Origin of the sequence: Paenibacillus polysaccharolyticus (genome assembly GCF_900102085.1) — a bacterium.
Lineage (GTDB): Bacteria > Bacillota > Bacilli > Paenibacillales > Paenibacillaceae > Paenibacillus > Paenibacillus polysaccharolyticus.
Window position 1 is genome coordinate 165,129 of sequence record NZ_FMVM01000017.1, and the last position, 18,319, is coordinate 183,447.

14 protein-coding genes are annotated in these 18,319 nt (G+C 45.8%); 2 read left to right on the forward strand and 12 right to left on the reverse strand.

All coding sequences use genetic code 11. The features are described from left to right. Positions 1 to 31: 31 nt before the first annotated feature. From BLQ13_RS22580 to rpiA, 12 genes are all read right to left on the reverse strand, one after another. Positions 32 to 694: a GDSL-type esterase/lipase family protein gene (locus tag BLQ13_RS22580; protein WP_244159419.1), complete on the reverse strand. Its 663-nt coding sequence runs from the start codon at positions 692 to 694 to the stop codon at positions 32 to 34. 166 nt (positions 695 to 860) lie between these two features. Further along, a complete protein-coding gene (locus BLQ13_RS22585) occupies positions 861 to 4,028 on the reverse strand; it encodes an MMPL family transporter (RefSeq protein ID WP_090923931.1) in 3,168 nt (1,055 codons plus the stop codon). Further along, a complete protein-coding gene (locus tag BLQ13_RS22590) occupies positions 4,028 to 4,483 on the reverse strand; it encodes a MarR family winged helix-turn-helix transcriptional regulator (RefSeq protein WP_090923932.1) in 456 nt (151 codons plus the stop codon). Before BLQ13_RS22590 ends, BLQ13_RS22585 begins: the two co-directional genes overlap by 1 nt. Positions 4,484 to 4,693: 210 nt before the next feature. After that, on the reverse strand, positions 4,694 to 5,131 hold the full coding sequence (locus tag BLQ13_RS22595; protein ID WP_090923933.1) for a GNAT family N-acetyltransferase: 438 nt from the start codon (positions 5,129 to 5,131) through the stop codon (positions 4,694 to 4,696). 23 nt (positions 5,132 to 5,154) lie between these two features. After that, the gene (locus BLQ13_RS22600) at positions 5,155 to 5,868 is read right to left on the reverse strand and encodes a class I SAM-dependent methyltransferase (RefSeq protein WP_090923934.1); all 714 of its coding nucleotides are present in this window, start codon (positions 5,866 to 5,868) and stop codon (positions 5,155 to 5,157) included. Between the two features lie 42 nt (positions 5,869 to 5,910). Then, positions 5,911 to 6,240: a hypothetical protein gene (locus BLQ13_RS22605; RefSeq protein ID WP_090923935.1), complete on the reverse strand. Its 330-nt coding sequence runs from the start codon at positions 6,238 to 6,240 to the stop codon at positions 5,911 to 5,913. A 29-nt stretch (positions 6,241 to 6,269) separates the two neighbouring features. After that, entirely contained in the window at positions 6,270 to 7,214 is a 945-nt protein-coding gene (locus BLQ13_RS22610; protein WP_090923936.1) for an alpha/beta hydrolase, read from the reverse strand. An 83-nt stretch (positions 7,215 to 7,297) separates the two neighbouring features. Further along, positions 7,298 to 9,061: an ATP-binding protein gene (locus tag BLQ13_RS22615; protein ID WP_090923937.1), complete on the reverse strand. Its 1,764-nt coding sequence runs from the start codon at positions 9,059 to 9,061 to the stop codon at positions 7,298 to 7,300. Between the two features lie 15 nt (positions 9,062 to 9,076). Beyond that, a complete protein-coding gene (locus BLQ13_RS22620; RefSeq protein WP_090923938.1) occupies positions 9,077 to 10,165 on the reverse strand; it encodes a cobalamin B12-binding domain-containing protein in 1,089 nt (362 codons plus the stop codon). A 210-nt stretch (positions 10,166 to 10,375) separates the two neighbouring features. Continuing rightward, a complete protein-coding gene (locus tag BLQ13_RS22625; RefSeq protein WP_090923939.1) occupies positions 10,376 to 10,837 on the reverse strand; it encodes a MarR family winged helix-turn-helix transcriptional regulator in 462 nt (153 codons plus the stop codon). A 15-nt stretch (positions 10,838 to 10,852) separates the two neighbouring features. Beyond that, positions 10,853 to 11,452, reverse strand: coding sequence for a GNAT family N-acetyltransferase (locus tag BLQ13_RS22630; protein WP_090923940.1), 600 nt, complete (start codon positions 11,450 to 11,452; stop codon positions 10,853 to 10,855). Positions 11,453 to 11,486: 34 nt separating this feature from the next. Next, positions 11,487 to 12,158 carry a ribose-5-phosphate isomerase RpiA gene (gene rpiA, locus BLQ13_RS22635; protein WP_090923941.1) on the reverse strand — a complete coding sequence of 224 codons (672 nt, stop codon included), beginning with the start codon at positions 12,156 to 12,158 and terminating at the stop codon, positions 11,487 to 11,489. Between the two features lie 510 nt (positions 12,159 to 12,668). Between rpiA and BLQ13_RS22640 the strand changes: the two genes are divergently transcribed. Beyond that, complete coding sequence (locus BLQ13_RS22640; RefSeq protein WP_090923961.1) at positions 12,669 to 14,414, forward strand: methyl-accepting chemotaxis protein; 1,746 nt, start codon at positions 12,669 to 12,671, stop codon at positions 14,412 to 14,414. Between the two features lie 43 nt (positions 14,415 to 14,457). Continuing rightward, a complete protein-coding gene (locus BLQ13_RS22645; protein WP_090923942.1) occupies positions 14,458 to 18,162 on the forward strand; it encodes a non-ribosomal peptide synthetase family protein in 3,705 nt (1,234 codons plus the stop codon). The last annotated feature ends 157 nt before the right edge of the window (positions 18,163 to 18,319 follow it).

Here is an 18,319-nt window from a genome sequence, read left to right on the forward strand (position 1 = left end):
GTTGTAAGGCGGGTCTAGTTTTCTTCAGGCTTCAGGCAAAAGGAACATAGCCCGTTCGATTCAACTGCTCCGCGATAATCCGGTACCCTCTTGCGTTTGGATGGACTCTGTCCCAGAAAAGCAATTCTCGCTCACGTCCTTCAAACTTGTCGTACACCTGAGCACATGCATAGTTACCTGAACCTGCACCATTCAGATAAGAATTGTACTGTCGCACCCAGTATGCAGCCTCGGTTGATTGTGGATACGGGTTGTACAATCCAATGGAACGAACAAAGTACTTCTGATCCCCTTTTAACTGCCGAATTTGTCGCATAACCTGAGATACATGATGACGTGTTTCACCAAGCACTTGTGTCATTTTCCCGGCATTTGGAATACCTCCGCTAGCTTTAAATGTACGGATCAGATCGTTACCACCAATGGATACCGTAATCATATCTGCTTCACGTATCGCTTGACGCACCCGAGGATGTCCGTTAATCATCTGCTGAAGTTCTGCCGATGTTAGTCCGTTCACACCCAAATTGTCCATAGATACAAATGTACGAAGGTTCATTTCCGCCATACGGCGATAGATTGGAACAAATCCGGTTCCGAGCAAAGCTCCTGTACCTACCGTCAAGGAATCCCCTATAGCTACATAACGATATACCATCCCGCCGCCCCTCTCTCTGCTGATCTCCCTGATCATTCATGAACTCCCTATATCCTATGAAGATCGATTCGACAAAGCGCGGGATAGTGTCCTTAGGCAAACACCAATCTTTGTGTCCATGATGAGTATTATAAAAAAGAAAGCCCCACCACATGATGCGGCAGAGCTTCCCTTCCATATGAAATATCAACATCAATGAGAATCACATACCAACGGTATGATTCGATTCGGAAGATTCCGACTGTTCCTTGTTGCGGAACGGCCACCAATTCGCCCGCCCGAACATCTTCACCATTACAGGTACGAAGAATGGCAGGAATAACAGGGAATACAGAATCAGACCGCTAAGCACAACGGTAGCGATTTGCATCATCGAGAGTACCCCGGACGGATACATCGCCGCAAACGTCCCGCTTAGAATGACCGCAGCGGACAAGATGACGGTTCCCATGTTTTTCATCGCGTATAACATCGCATCCTGTACTCTCATTCCTTTGTTTTCGTTAAATCGATCCATAAGGAAAATGCTGTAATCAACGCCAAGCGCAATCAGCATAACGAATCCAAAGAATGGCGTAACCCAACTGATTCCGGCATAACCCATGATATTCACAAAGACCACTTCCGTAAGTGCCATCGATGTGAAGTACGCAAGCAGAAGTGAAATAATGAGATAAATCGGCATGATGACGGAACGAAGCAGGATTACCAAGATGATAAATGTTCCTGCGAGCATCAGCATAACGGTACGTGTGTAGTCTTTGTTCGAGATCGACTGCAAATCGGCAAACGTGCTGGTTACACCGCCTACGGCAACATCGGCTTTTTCAAGCGCACTGCCCTGAATTGCACGATGCACTGCCGCTTCGATATCCGGCACACGGTCAATCGCTTCTGTACCATACGGATTCTCTGCAAAAATAACATCCAGTGTCATCGTCTTGCGATCCTTGGACAGATACGTATCGAATACCTTTTTGAAGTCCTTGTTATTCAAGGCTTCTTCAGGAACGTACCAGCCTGCGAGATCGGAATCCGGTGAATTTTGCAGTTGTGTCAGATAATCCTGAGCGGAATCGAGACCGCCCGACACCTTCTTGATTCCATCCACACTTTGATTCAAGCCATCTGTCAATTGTGTTAATTGACCACTGAGATCCGAGAAGCCCTTCTGGATCTTCTCCTGCCCTCCCTGAAGCTGACCCAGACCATTCTGGATAGAAGGGATTTCTTTGATCACTTTACCCTGACCATCGGCAGCCTGTTTCAATCCTGTCTCCAGTTGACCTATACCTGCTACAATCTGACCCAGACCATCGGCCAAAGCCTTCTGTCCGGATGCTGCGGAAGCAAAACCTTCATTGGCTTGATTGATTCCAGCCGCAGCTGAACTCAGATTCGTCTGAATTTGGGAAAGTCCCTGCGCAAGCTGCGCAGTGCCTGAACCGGTTTGACCAATCGTGCCTTTGATGCGTTGATAGTCAGCATCTTGCTGCAACTCAGGGAAACGCTCTTCCAGAGCAGAGAAAGATGCTGTAAGACTCGTCAATGCTGTTGAGACACCTGTCAGTTGCTGCTCCAGTTCCTTCGTTCCATCGCCCAGTGCAGCAACACCTGCTCCTGCCTGACGGTAGGCTTGCAACAACTGATCATTCGCTTTGGCAAGCTGGTCTGCACTGGTTTTGGCTTGTTGAAGTCCGGCTTTGAGATCCCCTGCACCAGACGATCCGTCCCGAATCCCTTTTTCAATGCGCTTTAGTCCGTCGCTAAGCTGCGTAATACCGGATTGCAGCTGGCTTGTTCCCTTGGTTAGCTGACCTGCTCCGTTTGCTGCCTCTTTAAGCTGTGGTTCATTTTTGCTCAATTCATTACTTGCTTTGCTAAGACCATCGCTGATTTTATCCAGACCTGTCTTGCCCTCACCCAGACCATCCGATAGTGTACCTACCTGTTTGGTTACTTCAAAATCTTTGATCTCATCCCCCGTTGGACGTGTCATACTACGAACACCCGCAACACCGGGAACCTTCTCTACTTCGCGGCTGATCTTCTCTGCCACAGCCATATATTTGGCATTATCCATCGTTTCGTCATTCTGAATGACGATCTGACCCGGCAGGGATTCTCCTGGCCCGAAGCTATCTGAAATAATATTAAAAGCTTTGACCGAATCGTATTTGTCACCAATCTCATCCAGACTGTTGAATGATAATTTCCCGTCATATGTTGACAAAAGAGGCACCGTAACTGCGGCAACTATCAACAGAGCTGCCCACGGACGTTTAAGTGAGAATTTACCTGCTGCACCGTAGATTTTGCTCTCGGCATGTTCGAGCGATCCTTTGGATGGCCAGAATAACTTTCTGCCCAGTACAGCCATAAAGAACGGCACAATCGTCACGAGTGCCAGCATCATCACGGCAATCCCTACAGCGACAGCGACCGCAGAACGGTACAACATAAACTGGGCGAAACCGATGGCCACGAATCCAACCAGCACTGCCAGAGCAGAGAAAAATACTGTTTTACCTGCGGTGCGATATGTAGCTATAATGGCATCCCATGTGTTCTCATGGTGCGCAAGTTCTTCCTTGAACCGGCTGATCAATAGAATGCAGTAGTCTGTACCGATCCCGAACATAACTGCAACCATAAAGATCTGTGTGAACGTAGAGAGCGGGAAGTTAACCCCATCGACCAGGAACGCAACAATCTGTTGGGATACGATATAGCTGATTCCCACCGTCAGCAGCGGTACAAATGGTGCCACGAACGAGCGGAACACGAGGAACAGAATAAGCAAAATAAAGACAACCGTAATGTATTCCGATTTCTTGAGTCCTTCCTGAGAACTCTCAATCGTATCTTCATCAATTAACCCTTTACCTGTAATATAATGCTCCACATTTACTGATTCCAGCGCATCATTCAGATCGTTCCGCATTTCCTTTACCGTGCGGTCACCCATCTCAATGGAGAGTGAAGTCAGAATGGTTTTACCGTCCTTCGAGATCATTTTGTCTGACAGTTCTGGCTGTGAGAATGGTTCCAGAACAGACAAAATGCCGAGTTTTTGTTTATCGGCCTCAAGCAGTTTAACCGCCTTTTCTGCCTCTTGTTTACCTGTTGTGCCAAGACCATCTGGATTATAAAACACCAGTGCAATAGAAGTTCCTTTTTGTTCTCCATTTTGGGCTGCGGCTTCATTCAAAATTGCCGCTGCGTTTGTGGAAGAGTACCCCTCCGGCACGGAAAACTGTCCTTTTTCACGAATTAATTCACTCATGTTTGGCGCGGTAAACATCAATACAGCTGCGGCGACAATCCACAGCCCCATGATCCACCAGCGTCCTTTTAATATCGCTCTCATTACTTCTCCAGCCCTTCTTCTTGTGTTAGTAACGCTGCAAGCTTCTCAAAAGATTCAATAAAGTTCTGGACCGCTTCTGGTGTAAAATGTTTCAAGTAAGGTTCAAGAACCTTCTGAATTTCCAGCTCAGTCTCCTTGTAAATCTGAAGACCAGCCTCGGTCAGAGTCAGATAGATAACACGACGATCACGTTCATCCCCTGCACGATGCACCAGATTCCGGTCAGCCAGCTTGTTGACCAGAGCCGTAATGCTACTCTTGCCCACACACAGGAGCTCCGCAAGATCCGACGGGGTGCAGGCAGGCTTTTCATGTATGAGGCGCAGTGCACAAAACTGATCCGTTGTGACCGTTTGCCCTACCTTTTCCCGTATCTGGGTATCAAATCGCTTGTTAACCAGGAAAGATGCATCCAGATAACGATTCACCAAACTTTTGGCATCTGGGATGTTCATATATTTTTCTCCTTTCAAAACTAGTTCACATAACGAACTATTCATCAGTAAAACTATTCTATAATGAAACTATGTTGAGAAGCAATACTTTTTTCCTACTCCTTAAACAAAAAAACAGGACATCTGGCTCAGCACTTTTGCCAAGCCAAATATCCTATCTGATTTAATCGTATATGATTATACGCAAAACGTTTTAAAGTACATCCCTTGCTAGGCTTCCTGCTCATCGTCCTCTTTCTCAAGCACACAGCGGAATCTCTCCACGCCTGGATACAGTTCACCGAGACTATAGACGACAAATCCCGTGTTTCGGTAAAACTCCACCGCTTCCTGGTCCGTTTCCGCAATCAAAGTATCTGGATTGTACTCTGCAAGAAGCTGTGAAATCATGCCCCGCCCGTAATTTTTGAAACGGTTCTCGGGCAGAACTGCAATGTGGCGAATGGTAATTTCGTTCGCTCCCGTATGTTCATAGCCAATTAGGCCAACCAACTGTCCTTCATCCTCATATCCTGTCAGAAACAGGTTACTCTGTGTCACATACTGCTGTACCGCCTGATTGACCTGATCAGGGTCAGGAAAGACAGCGTAAGAGAGCAGCTCCTGGACTTCCGGCTCCTGCAATCGTGGCTTCAAATTTTTCAACAAAACAATTCCTCCAATATAAGTACTTAGTCTTTCTGCACAGCAAACCGAAGCAACTCGCAACGAAACTCTGTCGGTTCATCATACTTCTCTTCTTGGATCGTCTGGGTTACATGCTCCTGAAACAAAATGTTCCAGCCCTCGTAGGCCTGTTCCAGTAAAGCCATGACTTCGGATGTCGGCAGGTTCAATTCAATCAATGGCTCAATCTGACGGCCTGTCTGGATTTCTTTTTCTTCCACACTGGTACTCATCATAATACAATGGATACCTCCGAGCCGGGTTCCCTCTTTTAATCGTTCCACTGTTTCAAGAAAAGCCTCTTTGCTAGATGTGTGTTCCAGACAGGAACAGGCCGCAATAAAGTCAAATGCTTTCGGTTGAATCCGGTAATGCTCAACATCTGCTTTTTCGGCCTGAACGATGTGATCCACCTCATACTGTTTCGCATACTTGCGAAGTCCGTCTACCGCTTCATCCAACAGATCCACGCCAATAACCTCGCTGTTTGTATCTGCCAGACGTTGTGCAATCGGAATCGTATGTCTGCCCACACCACATCCCAGGTCAAGTACACGTAATTCCTGTTTATGAACAAGCAAACGTTCCAACATCTCCATCACCATAGGCATGGGTCTGGACATCCATGTTCCGTCTTCAAACAATTCATTGTTTTTATAAAAGTTAGAATGATATCCCGCTTCGGCTTGACGAGCAGCCTCAAATTGTTCTTCCCGCATTTAGTTACCTCCTGCAATGGATTTAGACCTTTACAGTAACGTTCACCTAAAAACGAAGAAAAGAATCATATAAATTACTATCATAATTAAACTGGCCGTGACAAGTATTTTCCCCGCATCCCGTTTACTGGCATAGTCATTAAACAACAGTATTCCACCAATGGTCATCGCAATGGGCGCAAAAAATATCGTCATGATCACGAGCAGCACCATAGAATAACGATCCAATGTCGATTCTTCATACTCCGACATATATGGCTGATCTGGCTTGGCCGTTTTGGTCGTTACCATATTGCCGCACGACTTACATTTGAATTCATCTTCTCCCATAGGTTGATGACAATACGAGCATTCTCTTGAAAAACGTGGCATATCTATCTCCCTCCATCGGTGAACCGGTCTCAAAGTGGCATATGTTTCTGCAAAAAAGCTCCCAGCACCGCTTTATATTTCTCGCGATCAACCTGAAAGGCCGTTCCGTGACCTGCACGAGGAATCGTCAGCAGTTCCTTCTCTGACTTACACACTTCGTACAAGCGATACACCATTTCCGTTGGTACAAACAGGTCCGCCTCACCATGGATGAAGAGCACCGGTACGTTAACTTTGGCGAGTTGCTTCAGTGCAGATGCTTCTTTAAATGAGTATCCGGCCTTCCATCTTGTAATCAAGCTGGTCACCGGAATGAACGGAAAAGGCGGTAGCTTGTACAACTGTTTCAATTGGAATGTCAGTTCTTCCTCAACCGATGTATAGGCACAGTCCGATACAATGGCTCTGACCTGATCAGGCAGCTCTTCCCCGCCTGTCATCAGCACAGTCGCACCTCCCATCGATATGCCATGCAGAACAATATCTGTATTTAGTCCTACATGTCCCAGCACCCATCCGATCCACTGAACATAATCTTTCCGATCTAACCAGCCAAATCCGATGACCTCTCCTTCACTCTGACCATGTCCGCGATCATCCGGCATTAATACGTGATAACCCAGGGTTTCAGCGTAAAATCGGGCGAAGCCCGCCATTTCTCTGCCTTTCCCCGAGTAGCCATGAGCCAGAATAACTGTCTTTGCAGACTTGTTCTTTGAAGGAAGCCAGATGCCAGAGAGTCTCAATCCATCTTGAGACTGGATGGTCACCGTCTTGGTATCCTGAGCATCAAGCCATTGTAAATCACCAACAGTACTGATCAGTTCATCTTCCACTTCCGTTTTAAGATTCGGATTATCCGCCAAAAATGTTTTCGGCGTACGCCGAATCGCTGTCTTGAAGAAATAAAGTCCTCCAACCCACAGCAGAGCTATGATGATGATGATGAGAGCCGCCAGCCCGTAAAATATCATGTAAAAAATCCTCCATTTCAGTCTATGAGTTAAAGCGACTCCATATTTAAATCAATTATAATGCCGTCATAACCTAGCATGCTTCAACTTTTATTAGCCTGCTGCAGCGCTCCGCAAGCAGCCTGGTACGCGGGAAGTAGCTTATCAAGCAGTGGTTCTGCTTGATGGGTTAGTTCCTGTTTCGCGTATTTCTCAATCTGGCTGAACAACGTTGAGAGATAACTAATTCCGAGGCTTAGACTTCCTGATTTCAAGTCATGGGCAGTCTCGGCCGCCGCCTTATGATCGGCTGAAACAACATGTCTGCGCAAGTCCTCAATTTTACCTGGCGTCTCCGCCCGGTACATCTCCAGCAACATACTGAGCAACGTTTGGCTCCCATCCGTATTTAATTCAGCAATCTCACGGACAACGTCCATATTCAGAATCTGTACAGGTTTCGATGCCGAGTGCCACTTCCGAATGGTCGTATCGAGCACCTCTAAGGTAAATGGCTTACCGATAAAGTCATTCATTCCAGCCTCATAACACTTGTCCTTCTCACTTTGCATTACATTGCCTGTCATTGCAATAATCGGCGTAGCTGGACGCATCTCATCCTGCTCTATTGCACGGATCTGGCGTGCAGCTTCAATCCCGTCCAGAACGGGCATCATACTATCCATCAAAATCAGACTATATGTTTTATCACGAAACGCATTCACAGCCTCTTCCCCACTGGATACACATTCGAGTTCAGTAAAACCCAGCTTTTTGAGTTGCAGTTGAACAAGCTGACGGTTAATAACATTATCATCAGCCAGTAGAATGGGCAAGGTGCGAGCATCTTGCTCAGGTGCATCCTTAGAGCTGTTCTTCGTCGCATCGCCAACATCGTTTTTGGCATCATTTGTAAGATCCGAAGTTTCGTCAGCTACCGTTAACTGGGCACTCTCTTTGCTTTCCACCATGTGCAGCCCAAGTTCAAGCTCAAACCAGAAAATGGAACCTTCCCCTTCCTTACTCCTGATTCCGATCTCTCCGTTCATTAATTGAACAAGTGACTTGCAGATCGATAAACCAAGACCTGTACCCTCATACTCTTTCGAACGTCCCTGCTCTGTCTGCATATAGGGTTCGAACAAACTTATCTGATCTTCTTCTGAAATACCAATTCCCGTATCATGCACCTCGAAGCGTACAAGCTGAGTGCGTGCCTGCTGCCTTACAAGCTTAACTTCCACCTTAACAGATCCATCGGTAGTGAATTTGTTTGCGTTCTGAATCAGGTTAATCAGTATTTGTGTAATTCGGGTAGAATCTCCTTCAAGCACGGCGGCGACTTCTGGGTCACAATCCATGATCATGCGATTTCTTTTCTTATCAATCTGGGGCTTAAGCAGACGCAAGATGTAATCCATAATCTCTTGGAGCTTTACCTCTCCTTGTTCAAGACGCAATTGACCTGCTTCAAGCTTGGAAAAATCCAGAAGATCCTGAATTAATTTAAGCAAAAGCTTGGCTGCCTCCTGGATAACAATGACTGAATCCTTCTGCTCCTCCGATAAAGGCGAGTACGTTAACAACTCAGCCATCCCCAATATTCCGTTTAACGGTGTCCGAAAGTCGTGGCTGATGACCGCCATAAAAGCACTTTTGGATTCGTCAGATGCTACAGCCTTCTGACGTGCTGACTCAAGACCCGCATTGTTCTTGGAAAGTTGCCGCTGAAGCGTCACAAGCTCATTATTCATATCAGAAAATGCTGAAAGAGTGCGTTCCTCTTGCTCCTTGCTTCGAATCAGTTGGTCAGATAACTGCTCAATCGTTTTACGCAGTCTCTGTATCTCTTCATTGTCACTCGGCATCCCTTCATCCCTTTCCTATTCACTTGCCGTACTTACATTGTCAAGCGACACCGGATGATTAAGCAGACGCTCAGCGATAGCAACAGCCTCTTCTGCTCCAGGTGCATAACCATCAGCACCGACTGTTCGCCATAATTCTTTGTCTATATTAAACGGATAACCGCCAACCATCACTTTGACATGAGCCGTTTCTGCATGGTTGCGAATACGTTCAATCAACTCTTTAGCCAGATGAAGATGATAAGTCATCGTCACCGAAATCGCTATTACATCACTCTCATGTCGCTTGATTGCTTCCACAATGCTTCCATTTGGAACATTGGCTCCAAGATAATACGTATCCCAGCCTTCCATTTCGAATACATCTGTAAGCATGCGTAGCCCAATCTCGTGCTGTTCACTCCCCACACAGGCTGCAACCAGTTTTTTTCCCTTATTCGGTCCAATCAGCCATCTGGAGTACAAACGAGAAATAAATGATTGTGTTGCTGCTGTGCAAAAGTGTTCCTGACCAACACTAATCTGTCCCCGTTGCCATAACCGGCCGATCTCGTATTGAACAGGCTGAAAAATGTAGCGATACATATCGCGGATCGTTGCACCATCATTCAGTTCTGACTCTACAATTTCGAAAGCTTCCTTGCGTTTATTATCTAGCAAATGTTGCAAATACGTCTTTGCTTCGAGCCCGTAGGGCATGGATGCATGAATAAAGCTGGCCTGGGTATCCATATGCTTCATTACATCGATCCCCATCTCCAGATATTCCAACAGAAACTCACGGTGAGGTTGTTCGATTTCTTCATTTAACGCCTCTTTAATCAACTCAAGATTCATTTCCAGATCTTCCGCAGATACCTGATAGCCGGCAAGCAGAACTTTTAACCACGATATATAGTGAGTGAACAAACCGGGACTTTTCACAAGCACACTTTCTGCCAGATAGCTCAGACTGTACTGTGAGTCCTGCTTGGTTCTTATTTTTCCAATTGGACCGAAACGTTCCATTAAGTCGGGCTGCAACCGATACTGCATTTCGGTTATTTTCTCAGCCAAGATTTCTGCATCTTGAAGTAAACGTTCTCCGGCCTCCCGATGACTCATCGACGCATTCCTCCTTTGCCCTGCATCCTGTGCCGCATAAATCTATATCATGTATATCATTCCGTTTAGGAAACTCTACTAATCTAGTATACATGAAGAGTTCTATATCATTTCGATGATATAAAACAATCTTCCTATATTATGTAGATATACGCAAGCCATATAGCCAGTATCCGAGGTATGTTGAAGACACAAAAAAACGGATCCACGTTATATACGCAGGTCCGTTTTGCCTTCTGCAGCAAGCCCTAGTTTCTTCAGTAGGCGTATCGCCTCAACTTTTTCGGATGGTTCAAGCCCCTCCAGAATGTCAATAATGACTTGATGATGCTTTGGAAATATTTGCGTGAATAACTGTTTCCCTTCTTCCGTCAATTCCGCATATATAACCCGGCGATCCTCCTTGGAGGGACGCCGAAAAAGCAAATTCTTGTTTTGTAACTTGTCAACAACATACGTAATATTGCCACTAGACATCAATACTTTTTCACCGATCTTTTGCAAAGCCTGTGGTCCTTTATGATATAACAAGTCAAGTACTCCGAATTCTGTGGAATTGAGTCCATGGCTTTGGATGTCCCGATTGGAACGTGATGTCACTGAATTGTATGCGCGAATAAGAACCACAAACAATTGCAATGACAACTCCCGGTTATCCTCCGTTTTCAGCATTTCTATAATCCTCCATCAGTTATATACATTTCCGTCCGTTTCACCGGATAACTTCTGCTCCCACTCCTCGCGGAGCATGCCCATCCGAATTGAATCATAATACTCTCCAAGAACGAGCCGGCACTTCCGCATCCGCCCCTCGATTTGCAGTCCGATCTTTGTTGCAGCCTGCATCATTCGCTCATTACCAGACCACGTAGTCAGTCCAACCCTCACGATGGGCAGATTTTCAAATAAATGACCTGACCACATATAAAGTGAACGTGTACCGATCCCCCTCCCCCATCGAGAAGGTTTGTAGATGATAATTCCCATCTCAAGCCACATCGATAACGGATCTTCAATATAATAACTGATCATTCCAACGATTTCTCCGTCTGCCTCAATGATTCGAAGGGATGCTGGCCGCCCTGCTTTTTGATCTGCTTCCAATCGTGCAAGTGTATGCTGCACAAAACGCTCGTATGGCTCATGCTCCAGCGGATAATAAGGTGCATCCCACTTTTTCCATTCGGGATTGTCATCCTTATAAATCAGCTCATATAGTTCAGTAAGATCATCTTGCTCCACGATTCGAAGAACAAGCTCATCATCTCTAAGGGGAAATTCTCTCATTCTAGATCATGACACCAACTTTCCGTCAAATTCGTTACGGACGGTGAAGTTCGTCGATACTGCCGTCTTCTTTGGCAATGATCACAACGTCCGCCATCTTCACAAATAGTCCATTATCCACGACACCTGGTAACATATTCAGTTGTACGTTAAGTTCGGAAGCATCGGCAATGGCCCCCAGATGGCAGTCTGCAATCAGATTTCCGTTATCCGTAAGGTATTGTTTTTGCCCATCCATCCGCCACTCTGGCTGACATCCCATGTTCTCAAGCGCCTGAAAAGTCCATTCCGATGCAAAGGGTACAACCTCGACCGGTAAAGGGAATTTCCCCAGTTTTTGTACAGCCTTGCTACCGTCAGCAACAATGATCAGCTTATCGCTATTTGCTGCCACTATTTTTTCACGCAATAGAGCTCCGCCACCGCCTTTGATCAGGTTAAAATCCGGATCCACTTCATCCGCCCCGTCAATCGTCAGATCTAGTCGTCCAATCTGGTCAAAAGGAATAATCGGAATACCCCATTCTCTTGCCAGCTTGTCTGAAGCCTCTGAGGTAGCTACTGCCTGAATGTTCAGACCTTCCCGAACCCGCTCCCCAATTCGACATATCGCATAATATGCGGTTGAGCCTGTGCCCAAACCAACTTTCATTCCATCTTCAACGAACGCTGCCGCATGTTCTGCTGCAATCTGCTTCAGATTCATTATTTAACCCCCGCCTGCTCATTAATTTGTATAAACCATTATGTAGTTATTATAGATAAAACCTCATCCGATGTATATCCAAGCTTCCTGAACAGATTAAGATCGGCTTTCTGATGATAAATGGTGTAATTTTTCCCGCTATGTTATAGAATACAGAATGAAACTAAAAAATGGCAATTTTTAAAAATAAACAGTACTAATTACCTATAAAAAGAAAGATATGTCCATAAATACGTAAAATATTAAAAAAGTTTTAACAAAACTATTCAAATTAACGACATTTTACACGACATAATAGATATAGATGTGTTTTAATAATTAGACACACTGGTTCCAAAAGGTACATAAGTCTTGCATAGTGACTAAGAAAACCAAGACCATTGTCGCACTTTCCCTTTAGAAGGAGATGACAGAATGAAGTAACTTTTTGCTCCAAAAGCGCATCTTACAGATTTTTAATTTACAGAAGATCAGGAGTGGAGTTTAGTGAAATCATTGAGTTGGAAAAACATGTCGTTTTTCTCTAAGAACCTATTGCTCTCATTTACCAACATCATCATTATTGGCGTGGCTCTGATTGCAAGCAGTTATTACTTCCAAAGAACGATTCTGGTTGATCAGCTGCATGGACAAGTAGCGCAGATTACGAAAAAGTGGGCTCAAGATATCAATGCGGCAGATGTACAAACTGCAATTACAGAGCGCAGCTACGAAGGTACTGCTCAGACGAAACTAAGAGCTTATTTCGACGAAATGCAAAAATATTATCCTAACATTGCACAAGCCTATATCTTCGGTGTGGAGCTTGGCGGCGACAACAAACGGTTAACTTCCCTTGTTGCGATGCCAACAAACCTGAGAGAGGCTTTTCAGAGCGACAATGTAAATATTGGCGATATGTACGAACAACCTGTCGTTGTAGCCAATGCTCTGAAAGAGATGCTAAATACCGATCGTCCAACGTTCACCACCTTTTATTCCGATGACTTCGGAACCTGGACGACCATTGCTTATCCGATCAAAGACAGCAACGGCAAAATTTTTGCATACTTCGCTGTGGATGCGGATGCCAGCGCAGTTCCAAAAGGTCTGAATTCCTTGTTATTAAATGGAGTTATTATTCTGGTAGCGTTCTTGCTTCTGTTCCTCATTATTCAATATCTTGTCGTGAAAAATACCCTCTCTCCGATTCGTCATCTGATCAAAGGCATCGATGAAGTCAGCAGAGGTAATCTGGATGTCAACATCCCGACAGGCAAAGACGATCTGGGACTTGTAAACGAAAAATTCAATGTCATGGTACGCCGTATCAACGACACGATCGTTAAAGTGCAAATGACCTCCCAGGAAGTAAACCAGTCTGCGAAGGAACTCTATGAAGTCTCTGAGCGCAACAGTGAAAATGCAGACTCCATTAACAATAACGTTACTCATATTAGTACAAACATCCGTTCACAAGAACAGGCTACCCGTGATAGTGCACGCGCAATGTCCGAGATGGCTACCGTAATCCAGACCATTGCGAGTAGTTCCGCAAGTGTTGCGGACGAAGCCTATGAGATGGAGCGTCGTTCACAACAAGGTAATACTGTAGTTCGTCAGGTATCCGAGCAAATGAACCTGATTACGCAATCTGTGAAAAATACAGCTTCAGCGATCGAAGTGCTGGAGAGCCGTTCACAGGAAATCGGTGATATTCTGAACATAATCTCGGGGATCTCAAGCCAAACTAATCTGCTTGCTCTTAATGCATCCATTGAAGCGGCTCGTGTAGGTGAAGAAGGAAGAGGTTTTGCGGTAGTTGCTGGCGAAGTACGTAAGCTCGCCGAACAGTCCGAACAGGCAACCAGTCAGGTTGGCGTATTGATTCAAGAGATTCAGGCCGGTATTAAACAAGCTGTACAAGCCATGGAACAAGGTACTTCTGAAGTAGATACAGGTCTCTCCGTAGCGGATCAAACCGGTCAATTATTTGATGAAATCCTGGAAGCAGCGAAAAAGGTATCCCACCAAATCCAGGAAGTTTCAAGTGCAACCCAGGAAATTTCAGCAGGCACAGAAGAGATGACCGCAACAGCGGATGACTTGTCTGCAAGTGTAAGCAAGACAGCTGATAGCAGTGAAAAGATCTCTGTATCTGTAGACGAGCAAAAGGCTTCTCTGATTACGCTGGTAGACTCCTCCACTCGACTCAATGATATGTCTGAAGAGCTACAGGAATTGATTTCTCATTTCAATGTAAGCAAGCAACAATAAAAAAATAAATAACACTCGGTTTCAACCAAGGAGGATACCTGAAGTGATTGAAAACCAATCTTTCTCCCACTCCGTGGAATCTGGCTTGCCTGTTCTTCAGATTCCATTGGATTATGGACGTCGCCAGCAAACATTCTCTTATGAGTCTACTCATATTACATTGAAAGCGTCATTGAGTCGTGAACTTAATCAGAAGTTTGGGGAACAGATGGTGTACCCTGCATTCCTTTCAGCTTATGCAGCCTTGTTATTCCGATTGTCTGCTGAAGAGGAGCTCGCGATTGGAGTACTTGCTCCGGATCAGGCAGCTTCTTATCTTTCATTAGAGCTTCAGGGAAAGACAACGTTCAGTGAATTATTCGAACAGATTACACGGCAACTTCAGATTCCTTATACACAACAAACCGGAGGATATCCTGAGACACTGTTTATGCTAAACAGTGTCCAGTTGCCTCAGGCACCTCAGGTGATGAATTGGAACGTTCGTTATGATCAGAACGAGATGATTCTCGATCTGTTTTATGACCGTTCGTTGTTACAAGAATCAACGATATTGCGATATGCGGAGTATTTTCAAACACTACTTCTCGCTCTCTTGCGTGATGATCACAAAGCAATCGGTGCAGTAGACATTCTGACTGCTTCAGACCGATTGCTCTATCGGGAAATGAATGACACCGCGGTACTTGAGCCAGCGCATCCGACCATCCATGGCTGGTTTGAAGCCGTCGCTGCGGCATACCCGAATTCTCCGGCGATTACCTCACTTTCAGCGAGTTATACGTACCGGGAATTAAATGAACGCGCGAATCAGGTTGCTCGCGTGTTAATATCCAACGGATTAAAGCAAGGTGAATTTGTCAGTATTTTTATGGATCGCAGCCTGGATACGATTATCTCGTTGCTCGGTGTTCTTAAAGCAGGCGGTGCCTACGTGCCGATTGATCCCGAACATCCGCAAGAACGGAACAGTTACATTGTCGAAGATACAGCTTCTCCGTTTGTACTGACAACAGAAGCTTCGTTCGATCAAGCTAAAGCATTGTTTTCCGGCATTTCTACGGTACGTCACATTCTTTCCGTGGACGGACGACTTGCAGGATTTGCTGCCAGCAATCCCAACCTGGATATCAAACCTGATGATCTCGCTTACGTCATCTATACTTCAGGCTCTACTGGCAGACCGAAAGGCGCACTGATCGCTCACCGGGGTGTCACCAATCTGGGCAGTGTTGTACAGCGTGACTGCGACATTCAACCTGGCGATGTATTAACGCAGTTTGCCACATACAGCTTCGATGCATCCGTATGGGATACGATCGGTGCTCTGTTCTATGGAGCCGAGCTTTATCTGTTATCGGCGGAAGAACGAGTATCTATTGAAGAGTTTGCAAGTGCAATCCAAAGAACAGGGACGACCATTATTACGATATTGCCAACGATTTTCTTTAATCAACTGGCCTCTTATCTGTCAGATGAAGGCTTTCATAAACTGGAAAAAGTACGTATCATCACCGTAGCTGGGGAAGCTCTCTACGGGGAGCAGGTTCGGGCTTTCCAACGCAAATTTGGCAATCAGATTGACATCGTTAATGTATATGGGCCAACAGAATGCACCGTGGCCACCACGACACACCGGATTAGTGAACAGGTCCCGGGACACGTTGTTAATATTCCGATTGGCAGACCTATTCATAATTACAAAGTATACATTGTCAACGAAGAGCACCAGCTATGCCCTGTAGGCGTACCAGGCGAAGTGTATATCGCAACTCCTGCACTTGCCAAAGGGTACTTGAACCTGCCGGAGCGCACAGAGCAATCCTTTATTGATAATCCGTTTGCGATTGGTGAGAAAATCTACAAGTCCGGGGATATTGCCAAAATGTTGGATACCGGATTACTGGAATATGTGGGACGCAGCGACTCTCAGCTGAAAATTCGGGGTCACCGAATCGAAATCGGTGAAATCGAAGATCATCTCGCCAGACTGGAACAGATCCAGGATGTTGCCGTTATTGCAAAGAAGGAAGCGGACGGCCAAAACATGCTCGTGGGTTACTTTACGTCCAAAGATGGAAGCACCCTTTCCGTAACGGATATCAAAGCAACACTTTCAGAGAAACTTCCATCGTACTTCGTACCCAAATGGATTTGCCAGCTGGATGAGATGCCTATTGCACCAACAGGGAAAATCAACCGCAAGGCCATGGTGTCCATGCCACATGCTGAACGTCATACCGATCAGCCAGACCGCGTGATGCCTGAGACAGAAACGGAATCTATACTCTTTCATGCTTGGAAGAAGATTTTACAACACGAAGAATTTGGTGTCGAAGACAGTTTCTTCAGTATTGGTGGCGACTCCCTGCGAGTCATCCATGTACTGGTTCTTCTGAAACCACATTATCCGCAACTGAAAATCGCTGATTTCTTTGCAGAAAAAACAATTCGTGCTCTTGCTCGCCGAGCCATACTTTTAACGGAGCAACGTGAACCAGCGAAACGGACAACCACTGCAAATGGCATCATCACGCAGCTTTCCGAACATCCGGTGGAACTGTCTCCACAGCTTGGATATCCGAACATTCTTCAGCCTGAGCATGTGCTATTGACGGGTGCGACCGGTTATCTGGGCTCACATGTACTACAACAGTTAATTGTGACGTCTTCGGCACGGATCTACGCGCTTGTTCGTCGCCCAAGCGATGGCACGACAGCAATGGCACGTTTAAGCAAAGTGATGCAGGGTTATTTCGGCAAACAACTTGCTGACCAGCTTGAAGATCGTGTTGTGATTGTTGAGGGGAATTTGGAGGAAAAGAACCTGGGTCTTGCCGCTGAGCAACAATCGTTGCTTGAATCAAGGATTGACCGTATCATTCACTGCGCGGCTGATGTTCGTCATTTCGGGGAGGCGGCGCAGTTCGCTAAAACCAATGTCGAGGGCACAGTTGCTCTGTTAGACCTGATACGTAACAAAAAAGGGGCTTCGTTCCATCACATATCAACGATGGGCATACCCGAAGATCTGGCCCTCAGTGGACAATGGGAATCGACATTGCAATATGACCGTTTCCCGGAAGAATTACATGTGGACAATGTTTACTCCGACAGTAAGCTCGAAGCGGAGAAAGTACTCATGACCGCCGCAGAAGAAGGCGTGCCAGTCAGTATCTACCGTGCAGGCAACCTGACATGTGATTCTCGTACGGGTCGTTTTCAGACCAATATCGATAGCAATGCGATCTACCGCATGATCAAGGCCATGTTATTGCTGGGCAAAGCCCCTGCCGCGGACTGGCTGATGGACTTTACCCCGATCAATTATGCCAGCGAAGCAATCGTACATCTGGCCTTACGTCAGGATACGGCTGGACGTGTGTTCCACATCTGTAATCCGGAGCCGATCCGGTATGATGCCTTAGTAGAAGCCGTGAAGCGTGCAGGTTACGATGTCGAAACGATGCCGTTTGAAGACTATCAACACTGGCTGTTTGATACAACCATTGCCAAAGAGCCGGAAGCTCTGCAACTTGCGATCGCTCAGTTGGAAGGTGACGGAGCAAAGGATTCAGCATATGCCTATGCATCGCCGGTAACAACGGCTTACGTTGAACCAGCTGGAATCTTCTGCGCCAAGACCGATGAGCGTTTCATTCATACCATGCTGGACTATGCAGTTCAGATCGGTTATTTCCCCGCAGCGATCCGTCCGAATTACGGTACAACAACGGTTGCAGATTAAACGATATGTTGGATAACAATATCAATAGAAATTAATAAAGCAAAAGCCACTTTATCGTGTTATGAACTGCTCCCCGTCAAGTAGACACTTTAAAAAAACAAAAATGATTCGTTTGGATACCTTAGCTCGGATGACGTGCTGAGGTATCTTTGTTATG

Coding starts and splice junctions, on each gene's coding strand:
- BLQ13_RS22580 (WP_244159419.1), bottom strand. CDS start 694: ATGATCAGGGAGATCAGCAGAGAGAGGGGCGGCGGGATGGTATATCGT.
- BLQ13_RS22585 (WP_090923931.1), bottom strand. CDS start 4,028: ATGAGAGCGATATTAAAAGGACGCTGGTGGATCATGGGGCTGTGGATT.
- BLQ13_RS22590 (WP_090923932.1), bottom strand. CDS start 4,483: ATGAACATCCCAGATGCCAAAAGTTTGGTGAATCGTTATCTGGATGCA.
- BLQ13_RS22600 (WP_090923934.1), bottom strand. CDS start 5,868: ATGCGGGAAGAACAATTTGAGGCTGCTCGTCAAGCCGAAGCGGGATAT.
- BLQ13_RS22605 (WP_090923935.1), bottom strand. CDS start 6,240: ATGCCACGTTTTTCAAGAGAATGCTCGTATTGTCATCAACCTATGGGA.
- BLQ13_RS22610 (WP_090923936.1), bottom strand. CDS start 7,214: ATGATATTTTACGGGCTGGCGGCTCTCATCATCATCATCATAGCTCTG.
- BLQ13_RS22615 (WP_090923937.1), bottom strand. CDS start 9,061: ATGCCGAGTGACAATGAAGAGATACAGAGACTGCGTAAAACGATTGAG.
- BLQ13_RS22620 (WP_090923938.1), bottom strand. CDS start 10,165: ATGAGTCATCGGGAGGCCGGAGAACGTTTACTTCAAGATGCAGAAATC.
- BLQ13_RS22625 (WP_090923939.1), bottom strand. CDS start 10,837: ATGCTGAAAACGGAGGATAACCGGGAGTTGTCATTGCAATTGTTTGTG.
- BLQ13_RS22630 (WP_090923940.1), bottom strand. CDS start 11,452: ATGAGAGAATTTCCCCTTAGAGATGATGAGCTTGTTCTTCGAATCGTG.
- rpiA (WP_090923941.1), bottom strand. CDS start 12,158: ATGAATCTGAAGCAGATTGCAGCAGAACATGCGGCAGCGTTCGTTGAA.
- BLQ13_RS22640 (WP_090923961.1), top strand. CDS start 12,669: ATGTCGTTTTTCTCTAAGAACCTATTGCTCTCATTTACCAACATCATC.